This is a genomic window from Pseudoclavibacter sp. 13-3 (assembly GCF_021168475.1).
Taxonomy (GTDB): Bacteria; Actinomycetota; Actinomycetes; order Actinomycetales; family Microbacteriaceae; genus Pseudoclavibacter_A.
Map to the genome: position 1 here is coordinate 77,550 of NZ_JAJOZT010000001.1, position 17,331 is coordinate 94,880.

The 17,331-nt window shown below is 65.2% G+C and carries 14 protein-coding genes; 10 read left to right on the top strand and 4 right to left on the bottom strand.

Going from position 1 to position 17,331, the window contains the following annotated elements; all coding sequences use genetic code 11:
• Window positions 1-45 precede the first annotated feature (45 nt).
• The 3 genes from LRX77_RS00410 to LRX77_RS00420 form a co-directional block, all read right to left on the bottom strand.
• Window positions 46-987, bottom strand: a complete 942-nt coding sequence (locus LRX77_RS00410) for a hypothetical protein (protein ID WP_231830873.1) — start codon at window positions 985-987, stop codon at window positions 46-48.
• 56 nt (window positions 988-1,043) lie between these two features.
• On the bottom strand, window positions 1,044-1,955 hold the full coding sequence (locus tag LRX77_RS00415) for an FKBP-type peptidyl-prolyl cis-trans isomerase (protein WP_231830874.1): 912 nt from the start codon (window positions 1,953-1,955) through the stop codon (window positions 1,044-1,046).
• A gap of 123 nt (window positions 1,956-2,078) precedes the next feature.
• Window positions 2,079-2,615 (bottom strand): ECF transporter S component, encoded by a 537-nt coding sequence (locus tag LRX77_RS00420; RefSeq protein WP_231830875.1) that lies wholly within the window; start codon window positions 2,613-2,615, stop codon window positions 2,079-2,081.
• A gap of 207 nt (window positions 2,616-2,822) precedes the next feature.
• Between LRX77_RS00420 and LRX77_RS00425 the strand changes: the two genes are divergently transcribed.
• From LRX77_RS00425 to LRX77_RS10445, 7 genes are all read left to right on the top strand, one after another.
• The gene (locus tag LRX77_RS00425) at window positions 2,823-4,505 is read left to right on the top strand and encodes a glycosyltransferase (RefSeq protein WP_231830876.1); all 1,683 of its coding nucleotides are present in this window, start codon (window positions 2,823-2,825) and stop codon (window positions 4,503-4,505) included.
• 40 nt (window positions 4,506-4,545) lie between these two features.
• Complete coding sequence (locus LRX77_RS00430) at window positions 4,546-5,289, top strand: ParA family protein (RefSeq protein ID WP_231830877.1); 744 nt, start codon at window positions 4,546-4,548, stop codon at window positions 5,287-5,289.
• 155 nt (window positions 5,290-5,444) lie between these two features.
• Complete coding sequence (locus tag LRX77_RS00435; protein WP_231830878.1) at window positions 5,445-6,224, top strand: ABC transporter substrate-binding protein; 780 nt, start codon at window positions 5,445-5,447, stop codon at window positions 6,222-6,224.
• A 104-nt stretch (window positions 6,225-6,328) separates the two neighbouring features.
• A complete protein-coding gene (locus tag LRX77_RS00440) occupies window positions 6,329-7,132 on the top strand; it encodes an amino acid ABC transporter permease (RefSeq protein WP_231830879.1) in 804 nt (267 codons plus the stop codon).
• Complete coding sequence (locus tag LRX77_RS00445; protein ID WP_231830880.1) at window positions 7,129-7,887, top strand: amino acid ABC transporter ATP-binding protein; 759 nt, start codon at window positions 7,129-7,131, stop codon at window positions 7,885-7,887. Before LRX77_RS00440 ends, LRX77_RS00445 begins: the two co-directional genes overlap by 4 nt.
• A complete protein-coding gene (locus LRX77_RS00450) occupies window positions 7,884-8,339 on the top strand; it encodes an acyl-CoA thioesterase (RefSeq protein ID WP_231830881.1) in 456 nt (151 codons plus the stop codon). The genes LRX77_RS00445 and LRX77_RS00450 overlap by 4 nt, the downstream gene beginning before the upstream one ends.
• A 214-nt stretch (window positions 8,340-8,553) precedes the next feature.
• Complete coding sequence (locus LRX77_RS10445) at window positions 8,554-11,529, top strand: LuxR C-terminal-related transcriptional regulator (RefSeq protein ID WP_231830882.1); 2,976 nt, start codon at window positions 8,554-8,556, stop codon at window positions 11,527-11,529.
• Here the strand turns inward: LRX77_RS10445 and LRX77_RS00460 are convergent.
• On the bottom strand, window positions 11,504-12,820 hold the full coding sequence (locus LRX77_RS00460; RefSeq protein ID WP_231830883.1) for a glycosyltransferase: 1,317 nt from the start codon (window positions 12,818-12,820) through the stop codon (window positions 11,504-11,506). The genes LRX77_RS10445 and LRX77_RS00460 overlap by 26 nt on opposite strands.
• Before the next feature lie 381 nt (window positions 12,821-13,201).
• Between LRX77_RS00460 and LRX77_RS00465 the strand changes: the two genes are divergently transcribed.
• The 3 genes from LRX77_RS00465 (at window position 13,202) to LRX77_RS00475 (ending at window position 17,292) form a co-directional block, all read left to right on the top strand.
• Window positions 13,202-14,575 carry a nucleotide sugar dehydrogenase gene (locus LRX77_RS00465; protein ID WP_231830884.1) on the top strand — a complete coding sequence of 458 codons (1,374 nt, stop codon included), beginning with the start codon at window positions 13,202-13,204 and terminating at the stop codon, window positions 14,573-14,575.
• A 117-nt stretch (window positions 14,576-14,692) separates the two neighbouring features.
• Window positions 14,693-15,754: a GDP-mannose 4,6-dehydratase gene (locus tag LRX77_RS00470; RefSeq protein WP_231830885.1), complete on the top strand. Its 1,062-nt coding sequence runs from the start codon at window positions 14,693-14,695 to the stop codon at window positions 15,752-15,754.
• Entirely contained in the window at window positions 15,751-17,292 is a 1,542-nt protein-coding gene (locus tag LRX77_RS00475) for a polysaccharide deacetylase family protein (protein ID WP_231830886.1), read from the top strand. Before LRX77_RS00470 ends, LRX77_RS00475 begins: the two co-directional genes overlap by 4 nt.
• Window positions 17,293-17,331: the final 39 nt, after the last annotated feature.

Sequence of the window (17,331 nt, forward strand, 5' to 3'; positions counted from 1 at the left end):
TGTCTCTCCTGACGACGTGCGGCGGACGTTTCGGCTTCGAGTGGGCTATCCGGTGGCCAGCGAGGTGCCGTCGATCGTGACGACGAAGACCAGCGTCTCATGCTTCAGCGCTTCGGGCAGCTGGTCTCGGATGCCCTCCGCGGGAGGGACCACCGCCATGAGAGTCGTGCCGACCGCCTGCCCGCTCATCGCACTGCGGAGTCCCTCGGGCAGCGCAGAGAGCGCCCGTGAAGAGGCGCCGGTCGAGAAGTCGTCGCCGACCACGTCGCCGAGCCCCCACGTGGTCGTGTACGCGCGAAAGACCAAGTCGCCGCCCTCGCCGACCCGCGGGCCGGTGCCGGGCGTGAGCACTTTGACCTGAGTCGTCTGAGGCGGCCGGCCGCTGCCCGGCGTCACCTCGACGGGACGCCCCGCCTGGAACGTGGCCTGGGGAAAATCGTCGTCGGCGAGGCTCTGCTGCGTGGGACGATCGTCGGTCGGCGGGACGGCGACGTCGAGCACCGTGACCACCCCATGGTCGGGCGCGAGACCGGTGGCGCCGAGACGCTCGTCGCCGTAGAAGCTCTGAGCGCTCCCTGTGACCACCACGCGGCTGCCGCCCTGCAGACCGGCGACCGCCTTGGCCACTCCGGGCTCGGCGTCTCTGACGGTCATCGTGAACGCACGAGGCCATGAACCTGGGGCGCTGATCGCAGCGTCGTCATCAGCGCTGATCACTTTGGCCTTCACTGCGACGGTCGTGTCGTCGGTGATCTTCGGGCCGTCACCGCTGGTGACGACCGTGCGTTGCAGGCGGTCGACGGCCAGCGGTGCGTCGAAGTGCACGTCTGGTTCGAGGCCGAAGCCGGAGGAGACCTGCACTGCACGTGACGCCGAGCCGTCAGCGACCGCATTGGAGCATCCGCTGAGCGCCAGCACGATGCAGAGCAGAACGCAGAGCACGGCGATCAGGCGCGCGTCGGTGCCCGGCACGGGGCGGTTCGTCACAGACGGGCGCATCGCGGCGCTGGGTGAAGCTCGCCGAGACGACATGCGCGCGTGCATCACTGGGCTGTGGCTGGGGCCGTGGACTCGATCTTGACCACGAAGATCAGCGCCTCATGCTGCAGCGCACTGCCCGAGGCGCTGCCGTAGGCGTCTGACGGGGGCATCACGGCCAGCACGGTCGATCCGACCTGCTGCCCGACGAGTGCCTTCTGAAAGCCCGTAATCACGCCGGTGAGGGCGAACGACGTCGGGTCTGACCCGAAGTTGCCGTCGAAGTGCTGACCGTCGCGCCACTTCACGCCTTCGTAGTGCACGGTGACGGAGTCGGCGGCGGTCACCTGAGCGCCTGAGCCAGGCGTCAGCACTTTGACCTTCGTCTCTGACGGCGGGTTGCCCTGTGCCGCAGCGATCGTGGGCACCCCCTGGGCATCGAACGTCACCGCCGGAAAGTCGGCGTCGGTGAAGTCGTCGCGGGTCGGCTGATCATCGGTGACCGCCTGGTCGACCAAGTCGAACACCGCGACCAGGGGCTGTGTCGGATCCATGCTGCTGCCGTTCAGGGCATCGCTGCCGAAGAGCTTCGCCGCACTCGAGGTGACCACGACGCGCGAGTGCAGCGGAACACCGTCGAGTGCGGCGCCCAGCGCGGGATCGTACTGCGAGAAGTCGAGCGACATGGTCTGCTGCCAGCCGGAGTCGTCGGTGTACGCTGAGCCGTCGGTGCCGTTGTAGAGTGCGAAGCGCACAGAGACGGTGTCGTCTTTCGAGATCTTGTCTGCGTCGCCGGTGATCACGACATTCTTCTGAACGTCGTCGGCCTTCAGCGGCGTGTCGAACGTGACATCTGGCGTCGAACCGAAGTCGCCGCTCACCTTCACCGATCTGGCCACGCCGTCGCCTTGGGCGGAGCAGCCCGCGAGGCCGATCATGAGAGCGGCCGCAGCGAATGCGGCCAACAGCTTCTTCACGGAGTGATCCTTTCTCGCAGCCTGACTCGACTGCATCCCAACAGTATGACAGCGCCCTGACATACGGCGCCGAGTGCGCCCTCGGGAATCGATCCCAGGCGACTCGATCGCCGAGAGCAGGTCTCAGCCGCGCCCGACGCCGGCGCGGTGCAGAGCCCCGGCGACGACCCAGCCGAGCAGGGTGAAGAACAGTACTGAGACGACGGTCAGAGCAGCTTGGGTGACGTCGAGCCAGACCGAACTGGTCTTCCCGTGAAACACGAGCGCGAAGAGCAGGCCGAACAGCGCTCCGGAGACGATCGCGCCGATGATCGCCGCAGTGCGCGTGCGTCGCCTGTAACCGGTCACCGCCCACGGCAGCTCCTGAAGCACGCCGATCAGCACGAGGTAGGCGAAGACGGCCCAGCCCAGAGACTGGATGGGAGAGATCGCGGTGAGAAGCCCGGCCAGAACGATGGTGATGAGACCCACGAGCGGCAGCCGATATGTTCCCTGCGCGATCGCTCCCGGCAGAAAATAGAGACCGATGAGAGCGCCGTATGCCCAGGGGGCGATCGTGATGAGCACGATGTGCAGCCCTCCCGTCAGCATGAAGAGCAGACCGGTGACGACACCGATGGCCGCGCAGCTGAGCAGGATTCTGGTGGTGAGGCGTGGCATAGGAGCGATTCTAGTCTCTGCGAAGCCGATCTGACCCGGAAGTCCTTCGCCCAGGCCCGCCCGGTCCGATCGGCTCAAGGCCGTACCGGCGACCCGAAGGTCACGATCGATGCGGTTTCGTTACCAAACCGCGTTGAGCCGCGTCAAGAGTCGCACCAGTATGGTTACTGGCCTCATCACCAGGCCGTGTCGAGAGGATGACTGCTGATGGACAACGAGCTTCCAGTCGGAGGGCGCACCCGCGGGTACCGCTTTCTCGAGATGCTTCCCGCCCTGTTGAGCTATGGCACCCTGCTCGGGCTGGTGGCCATCTCGTTCTTCAACCCCGTGGTCGCCGCCTGCGGCCTGCTCGTCATCGTGCTGATGATGCTCTTCAAGGCAGTGCGCTCGGGCGCTGAGATGATGATCGGCAACGCCCGCATGGAGTCTGCCGAAGACGTCGACTGGGCGCATCGACTGGCTCAGCTCGAGTCGGCCGAGACCGCTGTCATCGATGAACCCCGCAGTGCGTTCCAGGTGCGTCGCCACCGTCGCAACCTCGCAGCGGTCGCCGCCGACCCGCGTCTCTTTCCGAAGCCTTCTCAGCTGCGCAACGCCGTCATCGTGGCGGCATACAACGAGCCGTACGAGGTCATCGCGCCGACCTTCCAGGCACTGGCCGACACCACCTATGACAACGATCGTCTCATAGTGCTCTTCGCCTACGAAGAGCGTGGCGGTCAGGGCATGGAGCTCACCGCGAAGCGAGTGCAGCGCGAGTTCGGCGACCGCTTCGGTCACTTTGAACTGGTACGTCATCCGGCCGAGCTGCTTGCCGGCGAGATGGCGGGCAAAGGTGCGAACATCACGTTCGCGGGTCGCCGACTGCAGCAGATCGTCGACGAGAGCGAGTTCGAGTACTCTGACGTCGTCGTGACGACACTCGACTGCGACAACGTGCCGTTCCCGTCCTACTTCGACTACGTGAGCTACGAGTACATCGTGCACCCCGAACGCAAGCGCATGTCGTTCCAGCCGATCTCGCTGTTCTTGGGCAACATCTGGGATGCTCCGGCGCCGAGCCGCGTCATCGCGAACGGCAACACCTTCTGGAACCTGATCAGCTCGATGCGCCCGCTCTCTCTGCGCAACTTCGCGTCGCACTCTCAGCCTCTTGACGCCCTCGTCGAGATGGACTTCTGGAGCACGCGCACGATCGTCGAAGACGGCCACCAGTACTGGCGCAGCTACTTCCATTTCAACGGCGACTACAAGGTGATCAGCATCCACGTGCCGATCTACCAGGACGCCGTGCTGACCGAGTCGTACGGCCGCACCATCAAGGCGCAGTTCAAGCAGCTGAAGCGCTGGTCGTACGGCGCCTCAGACGTTCCCTACGTCGGCGTGCGCATCTTCGGCCGCACCGCGGGCACTCCACTGCTCAAAGACATGGTGCGCTTTCTGCAGCTGCTCGACAGCCACGTCAGCCTCGCCTGCATCGCGCCCCTGATCGCGTTCGGCGCGTGGATCCCCTTCGTCATGAGCATGCGTGCCGACTTCATGGACACCTTGGTGCTCAAGCTTCCCTTCATCGTTGGAACCGTGCAGCAGGTCGCGCTGCTGGGCATCCTGCTGATGATGTGGCTGGGCTTCAACATGCTGCCGAAGCGCCCCGCTCGGTACGGACGCATGCGCTCCTTCGGCATGATCCTGCAGTGGGTGCTGATGCCGGTGACCGGCATCGTCTTCAACTCGCTCTCGGCTCTCACCTCGCAGACACAGCTGCTCCTGGGGCACTACCGCGAATCGTTCGATGTCACCGAGAAGGCGACTCACGCGTCCATGGCGACTCATCCGGCACCGCCGACGCAGTCGATCGACATCTCGAAGATCACCGCGCGCGCCGCCTGACCACGACCGCCGTTCACTTCACGACACTAAGATGTGCCGCATGAAGACGATTGCGGTGTACAGCACCAAAGGCGGCGTCGGCAAGACGACCACGGCGGTCAACCTCGCATGGCTGGCCAGCCAGCAGGGGCGCGTGCTGCTCTGGGACCTCGATCCCCAGGGCGCCACGACGTATCTGCTCTCCGTCAAGCCCAAGGTCAAAGGCGGCGTCGATCGGCTCATCCGCGGAGACGCAGACGTCGCGCGGAGCATTCGCCAGACCGAGTATCCAACGCTCGACGTGCTGCCGGCTGATGAGTCGTATCGCGATCTCGATCTGCATCTCGAAGACACGAAGAAGTCGACCAGCCGCGTGCACCGAGTGCTGAAACGACTCAGCGAAAGCTATGACACGGTCATCCTGGACTCCCCGCCCGGTGCCTCGCTGGTCGCCCGCAACGTGATCGATGCGGCGGATGCGATCGTCGTTCCCCTGATTCCTGCGGCTCTGTCACTGCGTGCGTTCGATCAGGTCACCGACCTGGTGCAGACCCAGGACGCCAAGACCCCGGTCATCGGCTTCTTCTCGATGGCTGATCGTCGGCGCAAGGCGCAGGCCACCGCAATCGATGAGCTTCCTGGTCTCGACCCGCGTATCGTGCCGGTCGTGGTGCCGTCGGCGTCGATCGTGGAGCAGATGGGGCTGCGCCGTGCACCGGTCGCGACCTTCGCGCCGCACTCCCCCGCAGCATCCGCCTACGACGACCTCTGGGCGGTCGTGGAGGGCACCGCCTCTCGGAGCTGACCTCGGGGCACTCCGCGGATGATACTTGATCGAAACATCCGGTTGGTTACGATGAGGAGTCAGTTTTACAGAGTCTGTGCGAACACTTGCCGGATTCTGTCCATGATTCTGTGCGCGCAACGCCGCGTGCAGTCGAAGAGATGAGGCACACGCCCATGAGAACACGTTCGAAGCTCGTCGCCGCAGTCGCCCTCGCCGCCGTGGGCGGGCTCGCCCTCAGCGGATGCACCAGCACCGCAGGCGACGCCAAACTCAACGACAGCGCGTCGCTCACCGCCTGCTCCGAAGCGCAGTACCCGCCGTTCGAGCGGCCGGAAGGCGACAAGATCGTCGGCATCGACGCCGACATCTCGGCTGAGATCGCCAAAGACCTCGGTGTCGACCTCAAACAGGTCAACACCGCATTCGAGGGTCTGCAGTCGGGGCAGGATCTCGACAACAAGAAGTGTGACATCGCGATCAGCGCCATCACGATCAACGACGAGCGCAAGACCAAGATGGACTTCTCAGAGCCCTACTTCCACGACGATCTCGCCGTGGTCGTGAAAGAGGGCAGCACGGTGACCTCGGCCGATCAGGCTCTGGACGGCACGCACACCATCGCCGTGCAGGACGCCACCACGGGTCAGGAGTACGTCACAGACAAGGGCCTGCAGCCGCAGGGGTTCGAAGATGCCACGCTCGCCGCGACTCAGGTCAGCAACGGCTCGCTCGACGTGCTGATCGATCAGGTCGCGCCCGCCAGCGAACACCTGAAGAACTTCGCCAACCTGCGGATGGTCGACACCATTGCGACAGGCGAGTCATACGGCATCGCGGTGCGCAAGGGCAACAGCGAGCTGCTCGACTCGGTGAACAAGACGCTCACGCGCATTCAGAGCGACGGCACACTGCAGTCGATCTTCGACAAGTACGGTGTGAAGGCGACGGCCTGACCCGTGTTCGACGGGGTGTGCGGCACGATGGCGTGTCGCGCACCGGTTCGACCGTGTAAAGATATCAGCGTGATCAGACGCTGAGAGAGAGCGATAAACAAGGTATGTCTCCCGCAAAACGAGCACGCGTCTCGCGTGGCATTCAGTACGCCGTGCTGGTGGTGGTCGTGGTCATGCTGGCCGTCGTCACCGACTGGCCGAAGTTTCTCAGCACGTTCTTCAACCCAGCCGTGGCGGCGGCACAGTTTCCGCAGGTCATCAGCGTCGCACTGCTGAACACGCTGATCTACACGCTGATCTCGTTCTGGTTCGGTCTGCTGGGCGGTGCAGTGCTCGCGCTGATGCGGATGTCATCCGTCGCCCCCTATCGCTGGTTCGCCTCGGTCTACATCGAACTGTTCCGCGGCCTGCCCGCCCTGCTGGTCTTCATCGCGTTCGGGTACGGCATTCCGAGTGCGTTCTCGATCAATCTGAACATCTACGTGACCGTCATGCTGTCGCTCGGCATGGTGTCGGCGGCGTACATCGCCGAGACGTTCCGCGCCGGCCTGCAGGCGGTTCCACCGGGACAGCTCGAGGCGGCTCGCTCGCTGGGCATGTCGCAGTCGCGTGCGATGATCTCGATCGTCTTTCCTCAGGCCTTCCGCATGGTGCTGCCGCCGCTGACCAACGAGCTGATCCTGCTCACCAAAGACACCTCGCTGGTCTACCTGCTCGGCCTCTCGCTCGGCCAGTACGAGCTCAGCAAGTTCGGGCGTCAGGCGCTGACGGCTCCCGATGCCGGACTGACTCCGCTGGTCATCGCCGGTGCCTGCTACCTGATCATCACACTGCCGCTGAGCTGGCTGGCCAGAAGGTTCGAGTTGCAGACGACGCGAAAGAGCTTCAAGACGAAGGCGGCGAAATGAGCGCGATCAGCATTCACGGCATCACGAAGTCGTTCGGCGACAACCAGGTGCTCAAAGGCATCGATCTGACTGTCGAGCCGGGCCAGGTCGTCTGTCTGATCGGCCCCTCGGGATCGGGCAAATCGACTGTGCTGCGCTGCGTCAACATGCTCGAGACTCCTGATGAGGGTGTCATCGAGGTCGATGGCGACACGATCACCGATCCCGACGTCGACATCGATCGGGTGCGTCAGGGCATCGGTCTGGTGTTCCAGCAGTTCAACCTCTTTCCACACCTCACCGTGCTGAAGAACTGCATGATCTCGCAGGTGAAAGTGCTCGGTCGGCCGAAGGCCGAGGCAGAGCGCATCGCGCTCGAGAATCTGGCGAAGGTCGGACTGGCCGATCGCGGCGACGCGCTGCCCGCTCAGCTCTCCGGCGGTCAGCAGCAGCGTGTGGCCATCGCCCGAGCCCTGAGCATGAACCCGAAGCTGATGCTCTTCGACGAGCCCACCAGCGCGCTCGACCCCGAGCTCGTCGGCGATGTGCTCGCCGTCATGCGTGAGCTCGCCGGCGCCGGCATGACGATGCTCGTCGTGACCCATGAGATGGCCTTCGCACGCGACGTGGCCGACGTCGTCGCATTCATGGACGATGGGGTCATCGTCGAGCACGGACCGGCCGAGCAGGTCATCACCGCGCCGCAGCATCCGCGCACACGGCAGTTCCTCGAGCGAGTCCTGCACCCCACCGAGGTGAGTCTCGACCCGTCATGAGCCGTCGTCTGCACCTGAGCGTGCCGCTGCGCTGGAGCGACGCGGACGCCTACGGGCACATCAACAACGTGGCAGTGCTCGCTCTGGTCGAACAGGCACGAGTGCTCTTCTTCGCCCAGGCGGAGTGCGACGGCGAAACGCTGCCCCGTCTCGACGGCGAGAATCTCGGCCGCAGCCCGATCTTCCTGACCGGTCAGCGGGTCGAGTACCTGATGCCGCTGCGTCTTGAGATCGAACCGGTCAGCATCGACATGTGGGTGAGCCATATCGGTGGGGCGGACTGCGAGCTGAGCTATGAGATCAGGCAGCAGCCCTCCTCCCCCGTCGCGGCGACCGGTCTGAACGGTCTTGTGTTCATGAATCCCGAGACCGGTCGTCCGAGGCGTCTCTCTGCAGGCCAGCGACAGGTGCTCGACAGTCTGTTCGGCGAACAGGTGCGGCTGCGTCACTGACTGTCTTGCGGCAGCCGGGCGCGCCTGCAGCAGTGTGGCCGGGCAGGCACAGCACCCGAGTCTCGCCTGTGCAGGGGCGCAGCTTTCAGACGCGCGGAATGGACATAATCGCGGGCATCGCGCAAGATAGTCATCAAGGGGCTGTAACCAGACGTGCAGCAGTGCCTGCAGAGTCGCAGACACGCTGTGCGTCCCGACAGCGACTGGGGGCTGCGTGAGAACGCCGAATACTCTCTTCACATCAAGCGACGTCGATGCCGTGCTGGCATCGTTGCGGGCGACGTCGATTCCACGGTCTGCCGCCGGGGCCAACGTCCTCGGCGTGCATGGACTGCTGCTTGATGCAGACGGCGACTGTGCGCGAGGGCGGCTGATTCTGTCCATGGTGATCGAGGCCCTGCCAGACGACCAGTGTGTGGTGCAAGTGCGCCGGGCCGATGCCGAGGAGTCGCCTGCCGAGGTTGCCGCTCGAATCGCTCCCGCCACGTCTGTGACCGGTTCGACTGTCGTTGAACTCGGCCGGAGCGTCGCCGATGCGCTGCAGAGCACTGCCGACGGACGCACCACGGTTCTTGCCGTCGACGATCTGAACTCGTTGAATGCCGACGTCGTTGCCCTGCTTGCCGAGACGGCTCGGGCCGGCGACGGGTCGGTGCGTCTGCTGGCGGTCTCGACGAACGGAGACTCCCCGCCCGCGTTGGCCGGGCTGCAGCGGATGCGGCTGAGCCCTCTGACTCCGCGGGAGCAACTGAGTCTGGCGCACCGGCACGGTGTACGGGCAGACCCGGCCGTCGTTCAGATCGTCGGATATCTCAGCGACGGCGATGGAGACTGCATGCTCCGACTCTTCGATCGCGTCGATGCCTCGCAACTGCAGGGCACCCGGTCGCTGGCGCGAATTGAGCGTGTCTTGTCTGCGAACCACGTCGGACGACCGGAGTGCGAGGCAGCTTCGACCTGCGCTGCATCAGAGCATGCTCTCGAGGGCGGCATCGTGACCTGCGACGTCGTTCGTCTGCTCGCCTGCTCGCGCTATCTGCCGGTCGCACTGATCAGCGATCTGCAGCCGGGAGGATGGCCCGCGGTCCAGGAACTCATCGCAAAACGGATCGTCTCATCCTCCGGCGGCCTCGTCGCTCTGGTGAGTCAGCGGCTGCGAGCCGAGACCTATTGGGGACTCACTGCGGTTGAGCGACAGGAGACCCTGCAACGTCTGGCAGACGCGACGGCCGACGGCCAGGAACTCCTGCATCTCTGGTTTCGGCTGCGCGGCTCCGAAGAGGCCGCTGAATCCATCTCACTCTCGCATCGGCTGATCGCGAGCCTGCCCGGTGCGCTGGCGGCGGCAGCCGATGGCCCGGCTGCCGATGTCAAGCTGATTCAGGTGCTTGAAGTCGCTGAACATGTCGCCGATCTCGTGAATGCTGACGAGTCGCTCGTGCACGACTGGCTGGAGACGCTCCGTCTCTTGTGCGCGCGTGGATACTTCGCGATCTCACGGAGGTACCTGCACATGCTGCCGACGACACTGTCTGATCCCCAGACGTCGGTCGCGAGAGCCCACCTCGAGCTCAAACTCGAACTGCTGGAAGAAGGCCGCATCGATCTGTCGAACGTCTATGCCACCGTGCATCTGTACGGTGAACTGGCGCCAGCGCCAACCTTGCGCATGCTTGCCGAGCTCAGCGCACGGTCACTGCTGCTCTGTCATGTCAGCGATGCCCGCCAGCTCGTGCACCTTGCCGATCAGCTCCCCCAGACTGACACGGTCGCGGCGCGTATCCTGCAGCGCTCGCGGGCTCTGATCGAGCAGCTCACACTGCAAGAGACGATCGCCGCAGATGAACCGGCAACGCCCGCGGCATCCCCGGCAACGCCCGCGGCATCCCCGGCAGCGCCCGTTCAGTTGCGCCGCACGACACCGAAGACCCTGTCTGCCGCGGCTGTCTCACCAGCGGCGTCTGCGCAGCCGACGAAGGCGACCACGGCGCCGACGACCGCACGGTCAGCTGCCGGCCGTGCCCCGCGCATCCTCAGCCGGCGACGAACGCTCAGCGTCTTGGAACTGCTGCTCCAGGCACAGGAGCATCGCCTGGCCGAGCGCTGGCAGCAAGCACGGCAGACCTGTGCTCTGGCCTTCGAAACCGCTGACGGACTGCGCCTGCACGTCGAGTCGACGCTCTATCTGCTGATCGAGATCGAAGTCGCAGCCGGCAACTTCTCAGCGATGCGATCGACACTCCAGAGGCTCGAGCAGCACCCGACCTCGCGGCTGCGCCACTGGCAGCACACATGGGGGGCAGCATGGGAGGCCGCCTCTCTGGGGGATTCCGCCCGTGCCCGACGGCTGCTTGATGAGATCATCGACCCGGCCACCGACCCTGGCAGCGCGGTGCAGCTGGCGCGCTCACAGGCTCTGCTGGGCAGGCTTCTGCTCGCTCATGATCCACGCAGGGCCCTGCGCCTGCTGCAGAGCGCTCGTGCGGCGACAGCCGATATCGCCTTGCCCGGCGTCATGCGTCTGCACGGCGACGTGATCGAGGCAGCCCTGCAATGCGGCCGATTCGCGGCTGCTCAGGATGCCTTGGCCGAGCTCGTCATCGCAGAGGCGCGCTCGCCGCAGCAGTGGACGTCTCAGGTGATCGATCATGTCGTGGCAGATCTGCAGATGGTCGGCATCGACATCAGCGGCATCTGCCCCGTCGCCCCGACTGTGGGTGAGCAGTGGCAGATTGCATTGGGTCCGCGGCACAACGCCGCCGGGCCCGTGCAGCTTGCGATCACTGCCGTGGGCTATGCGCGCTGGCTCTTCGTGACCGGTGACGAGAACGCCGGCCGGCACGCGATCGAGTACGCAGTCACAGCGTTCGAACAGGGCGGGATCGTCACCGATGAGAGCTCTCTGGAACAGGACGTGCTCGCCAGCGCTCGGCTGATCCGCGAGGCCGAACCAGAGGCCGAGGGATTTCTGATCAGACAGCGCGAGACAGCCTCGCACGGGCTCTCCAGACTCGATGACGAGCAGCGCCGAGTCCTGGAGTACGTGCGTGCCGGGCTGCGCACGAAAGACATCGCCCAGCGTCTCTTTCTGTCGGTGCGCAGCGTCGAGCTTCGGCTTACCGCGATCTACCGGTTGCTCGGCGTGCGTTCGCGCCGAGAGCTGCTCACCCTTCTGTCTGAACAGCAGTAGGCTCACGGCGGCTCTTCGTGCTCGACGAGGCCTCGACGGTCTCAGGGCGGCGATCCGGACTGATCCAGCTGCCGCTGGAACGTCTGCGAGTGAGCGCTCGAGCAAGAGAACGCAGACAGCGACTCGCGTCGTAGATGCGCATGAACGGGTAGAAGGGCGCGAACAGCAGCATGCCCCAGCGGCGCCCCAGCACACTGCTGATGAGCGTGACCAACAGGTCTGGGAGCCAGAGCCCGGCGAGCAGCAGCACCGGCGGAAACTGACTGGCGACCACTGCCCCCCAGCTGTTGCCGTCGAGATGCAGCCAGACGGCGGCAGTGCAGATGGCCGAGACCATGAACAGCGGCAGCCAGAGCAGGGTGATCAGCGAGCTGAGCACCAGCTCGAGGGCGTGCACCAGCACAGTTGCCCAGAACAGGCTCGGCCGCGGTCTGTGTCGCAGCAGAGTCTGCCAGAATCCGAGCGTCCACCGGCTGAGCTGTCGCGTGTAGTCGACGAGCGTGTCTGGATCCTGTGTGTAGGCGATCGCGGCATGCGGATGGAATGCCACACGGCCGAGCCGACGAGCATGCACCTCGAAAGTCATGTTGTAGTCTTCGATGACCAGACCGGGAGCGTCGATGTCGATCTGCCGAATGGCCCGCGAACGATAGAGACTGGCGAAACCGGGCACGATGTACACCGCGTTGATCCAAGACGCCGCCTGGCCGTATTTGTGCAGGTACTGAACCACTGTGTAGACGCGCTCGCGGTACCAGACCAGCAGACGCCCCAGCAGTGACCCGGCTGCCTCGGGATGCAGAGTGCGCGCGCGCCCGGCGACCGCTGCAACGTCGTCGTCATCGGCGAGGCGAAGCGCGGTGATCGAGTAATCGTCGGCCAGGTGCGTGTCGGCATCGAGCAGCAGCACGAACTCGTAGCGGTCGGTGAGACGAAAGTGCGTGATGCCGGCGCTCAGCGCACCGGCCTTTCCACGATTCGGATTCAGCTCAAGCACCCGCACGCCGAGTCGACGCGCGATGTCTGCCGTGCGGTCGGCTGATCCGTCTGAGACCACATGGATCTGCTCTGGCGAGAACTGGCTCAGAGCGCGTCGAAGCGATGCCTCGAGCACAGCCTCCTCGTTGTGCGCTGCCATGAGCACGGCGATGTCGCTGCTCGACCACTTCGGCACGGTCGGCCTTCGCCGCTGGTCACGCTCGGTCAGCCAGCGTATGAGACCGATAGCGCCCCAGATCATCGTGGTCACCCCCACGATCGCCAGCATGAACACGACCAGTCCCCAAGTCATGAGTGAACTCTCCCCTCTCGCGCACCGCCCGCTCGGCATCAGACTGCGTCGTCGTCAGTGCGATGCTTGTCACGTTACGGGCATCGACGAGGCACGAGAACCGCCTTCTCCGCACGCTCACCGCACCGTCGTGCGGGCGCGCGCATATCGAGCGGGTCAGTCACAGCGCATCCGCAGAGCACACGCATCCCCTCCGCAACCGGCGCATGGCCGCTCCGCAGGGGCTGCCGGCGGTCTCCGCAGTGTGGCCGAAGAAGAGCGCCTCACCGGTTGCATGCCGGCCACTCCGAGTCGCACCATCGGGACAGCAAGACGCAACGGTGCGTGAAGGGCGGGGAACATCTCTCCGGCGGAACGCCCCCAGACGGAGAGTGGACCACCGTGGAACTCACAACGACAAGACAGCAACTCAGTGAACAGCGCGCTCGGCTGTCGCTCAGCGCACTCGAAGCCGCCGCCGGCCGCGCCGGTGAAGCCACCGCAGCCTCCGGCCATGCCTTTGACTACGACGTCGCCATCTTGGGCCTTGGCTACGTGGGCCTGCCCACAGCGCTCGCATACCGTGCCGCAGGGCATCGCATCGCTGGAATCGATGTCTCTGCGCAGCGCGTCGACGCGATTCGACGCGGCGATGTCGACCTGATCCCCAGTGACCGCGTGCTGTTGGAATCGCATCGAGACAGTGACGGGCTGCTGCTCACGACCGATCCGTCGCAGCTGCAGCGTGCGGCAGCGGTGATCATCTGCGTGCCGACACCGGTGAGCGAGGATCTCAGCCCACAGCTGGACATTCTGCGCAACGCCTGTCTGACCGTCGTGACCAACGCGGTGACGGGGCAGCTCATCGTGCTGACCTCGACGACCTACGTCGGCTGCACCGAGGAGCTGGTCGTGCAGCCGCTGCGCGACCGTGGGCTGAAGCCTGGTGAGGACGTTCACGTGGTGTTCAGCCCCGAGCGCATCGACCCGGGCAACGTGCAGTTCGGCCATGAGGCCGTGCCGCGCGTCATCGGCGGAGTCAGCCCTGCCTGTGCAGCGCGTGCCGTCGACCTGCTCGGATCGGCGGTCGAGCAGATCCACGTGGTCTCGTCGCCTGGCCACGCCGAGATGACCAAGCTGCTCGAGAACACCTTTCGCGCCGTGAACATCGCGCTGGCGAACGAGTTCGCCGACATCTGCCGTGAACTCGAACTCGACGTCAGCGCCGTGATCGACGCAGCTGCCACCAAGCCCTACGGCTTCATGAAGTTCACGCCGGGGCCCGGGGTCGGTGGGCACTGCATTCCCTGCGACCCGCATTACCTGCTCTGGCAGCTGCGTCGCCAACGTGTCGCTGCTCCGATGATCACGCAGGCAATGCACGAGATCAGCCACCGCCCCGGCCGCGTCGTCGATCGTGCCAAAGACCTGCTCGCCGAGAACGGTATTCCGCTCAACGGCGCACGCGTACTGATCGTCGGAGTCGCCTACAAACCGAATGTGGCAGATGCCCGGGAATCGCCGGCCATCGAGATCTTGCAGCGGTTCTGGAGTGCAGGCGCGCTGTCACGTTACTACGATCCGCTGTTCCCGTCAGTGACCCTGCCAGACGGGCACACCCTCACGTCGGTGGCGAATCCCGGCGCCCACGAGCCAGACATCGTCGTGCTGCACACCCTGCATCGCAACGTCGACCTCTCATGGATCGGGCCGAAGACACTGGTACTCGACGCGACCTATGCCGCCACCGACATCGCCCACCGCAGCGTGCTCTGAGCCTGCTCCGGGCAACGCGGCGCACCGAAGCATCCCCCGATGACCCTGAGCCGGCGCCTGCGGCGCAGGCGCTGTGACACCGAACACGAACACGAACACGAACACGAAGGAATGCACATGCACACTCTCATCACCGGCGGAGCCGGTTTCATCGGGAGCCACTTGGCTGAGCACCTGATCGGTCAGGGCGACGACGTCACCGTGCTCGACAACCTCAGCACGGGCCGGCTCGCCAACCTCGGTCAGCTCAGCCGCGACCCCAGGCTCGGCTTCGTCGAAGGCGACGTTCGTGACGCCGAACTCGTCGACAGCCTGGTCGCACAGTCAGACCGAGTCTTCCATCTGGCGGCCGCCGTCGGGGTGCACATCATTCTGGACGATCCGTTGGGCAGCCTGCGCACGAATCTGCACGGAACCGAGAACGTGCTTGCTGCGGCCGACCGGCATGAGACCCGGGTGCTGCTGGCATCGACGAGTGAGATCTACGGCAAGAACACCGCCGACCGGCTGCACGAGACCTCGGATCGCATCCTGGGGTCTCCCCTGCTGAGTCGCTGGACATATGCCGCTGCGAAGGGCATCGACGAGGCTTTTGCACACGCCTACTGGCGCAAGAACGATCTGCAGGTGTCGATCGTCAGGCTGTTCAACACGGTGGGCCCGCGACAGACGGGCCGATACGGCATGGTGGTGCCTCGACTCGTGCGTCAGGCGCTGAACGATGAGCCGCTCACGGTCTATGGCGACGGTGAGCAGACGAGGTGCTTCTCATACGTCGGCGATGTGGTGCCCGCACTCGTGGCGGTCGAGGAGCACCCTCGGTCAGCGGGCAGGGCCTTCAACCTCGGCGGTGCCCAAGAGATATCGATCAAGGCGCTCGCTCAACAGATCATCGATGTGACTGGCAGCCGGAGCATCATCGAGTACATCCCGTACGATCAGGCCTACGCGGAGGGCTATGAAGACATGAGACGCCGTGTGCCAGACAACACTGCCGCCAACGAGCTGGTCGGCTTCGTCCCCAAGACCGGGGTGCGTCGCATCATCGAGCTGGTGGCTCAGGCGATGCTGCGTGATCAGACCGATCGAGCCGGTGCGCTGAGAACCACGCGCGGAGGCGTTCCGTCGACTGCTGAAGTCACGCACCGCTCTCTGGCCGCCGAGGGGTCGGCGACGTGAGCCAGCCGGGGGTGCGAAACCACCCGCACCCGCGCCGTCGTCTGGCCCTGACGGCAGCCGTCACCCTCTTCGGCAGCGCGGCATTGGGGGTCGGCGTCGTGGCGCTGCCTGAGCCGAACGGCCTCAGCGCGACGAGCGACGCAGTCGCGGCGATCGCCGAAGACGGCCTCAGCCCGCATGCAACCGATGTGCCGCTGCTCGGCCCCCAAGAAGCACGGGTGCCGCGACTGCAGAACGCCGCGCCGGCGGTCGTGAGTCTGACCTTCGACGATGGCACGCAGGATCAGGTGCTGGCGGCGAACATCCTGGCCAAGCGCGGCCTGGTCGCGACCTACTACGTCACGACCGGGCAGACCGAGGCGCCCGGGTTTCTCACCCGCGATCAGCTGCACGGCCTCGTCGACCTCGGCAACGAGATCGGCGGGCACACCGTGCACCACTTGAACCTGCCGACAGTGACCGAGAACGAGGCGCGCAGGCAGATCTGCCAGGATCGCGAGAATCTGCGCCGCTGGGGGCTGCCGGCGCAGAGCTTCGCATACCCGTATGCTGCGCACGACGAGGCCGTTCAGCGCGCAGTGCGCGACTGCGGATACGCTTCAGGGCGCGGTCTCGGCGGGGCCATCGGCTCGGGAGAGGCAATGCGACTGGCGGGTCAGACCGACCTGTCAGACCTGCCGGTGGTCGAGTCTGTGCGACCGGAGAACCCGGCTGTGACGCTTGCGCTCAAGATGTTCGAACGGCAAACCGGCACGGCGGTCTATCAGAAAGACGTCGAGGCCGCCGCACGCCTGGGCGCCGGCTGGACGCAGCTCACGTTCCACGGCATCTGCGAGCGAGATGCGCCGGAGTGCCAGGACATCTCGATCTATGAACAAGAGCTCGAGCAGTTCGCCGACTGGCTCGCCGTGCAGGTCAGTGCGGGGCGCATCTCAGTCAAGACCGTCGCCGAAGTCGTCAACGGTGATTCGGCGGTGCCGGTGCCTCGGGAGCATCTCTCGACCGGGGCGGCAGCCGATCCGAACGAGGCTCACGCGGCGTTCACTCCAGGTCAGAGCGCTGAACCAGGACGCCGAGTCAGCGACTTCACCCATCGGAACGCCCAGGGGTCGCCGATCTGCTGGAACGGATTCACGTATGGGGCCAACACCGCGGACTTCACCATCACTGAGAAGAAGGGGAAGGATGATGAGACTGCACTCCGTCTCGACCTGACGGCGAACGGTGCCGGCGAGGCGAAGTGGCTGCCCGTCATGGATCTCGGAGAATGCGCGCTCAAAGCCGAAGGCGGGCAGAGCAGAGAGGTCACGTACACCGCACGAGGCGGTGGGGCGCAGAGTCAGCCGGTGGCCTTCGTTCGGGATGAATCTGGCAGGTGGACGTACTTCAGCGCCGGCCGATTCACTCCACTGGGCGAGGAATGGTCTGAGCACACTTGGAAGACCCCCGACCTGCCCGCAGGCACGACAGCGCTCGCAGTGGGACTCGCCCTGCAGCAGAGCGGCTGGAACGAGGTGCGTCAGATCGCCGTGGAATGACGGTGATTTGCCAGAAGGCCGGCTCAGCTGAGACTGTTG

Bases quoted from the DNA above. Each gene is read 5' to 3' on its own strand.
- LRX77_RS00420 (WP_231830875.1), bottom strand. From the start codon at position 2,615: ATGCCACGCCTCACCACCAGAATCCTGCTCAGCTGCGCGGCCATCGGT.
- LRX77_RS00425 (WP_231830876.1), top strand. From the start codon at position 2,823: ATGGACAACGAGCTTCCAGTCGGAGGGCGCACCCGCGGGTACCGCTTT.
- LRX77_RS00430 (WP_231830877.1), top strand. From the start codon at position 4,546: ATGAAGACGATTGCGGTGTACAGCACCAAAGGCGGCGTCGGCAAGACG.
- LRX77_RS00435 (WP_231830878.1), top strand. From the start codon at position 5,445: ATGAGAACACGTTCGAAGCTCGTCGCCGCAGTCGCCCTCGCCGCCGTG.
- LRX77_RS00440 (WP_231830879.1), top strand. From the start codon at position 6,329: ATGTCTCCCGCAAAACGAGCACGCGTCTCGCGTGGCATTCAGTACGCC.
- LRX77_RS00445 (WP_231830880.1), top strand. From the start codon at position 7,129: ATGAGCGCGATCAGCATTCACGGCATCACGAAGTCGTTCGGCGACAAC.
- LRX77_RS00450 (WP_231830881.1), top strand. From the start codon at position 7,884: ATGAGCCGTCGTCTGCACCTGAGCGTGCCGCTGCGCTGGAGCGACGCG.
- LRX77_RS00460 (WP_231830883.1), bottom strand. From the start codon at position 12,820: ATGACTTGGGGACTGGTCGTGTTCATGCTGGCGATCGTGGGGGTGACC.
- LRX77_RS00470 (WP_231830885.1), top strand. From the start codon at position 14,693: ATGCACACTCTCATCACCGGCGGAGCCGGTTTCATCGGGAGCCACTTG.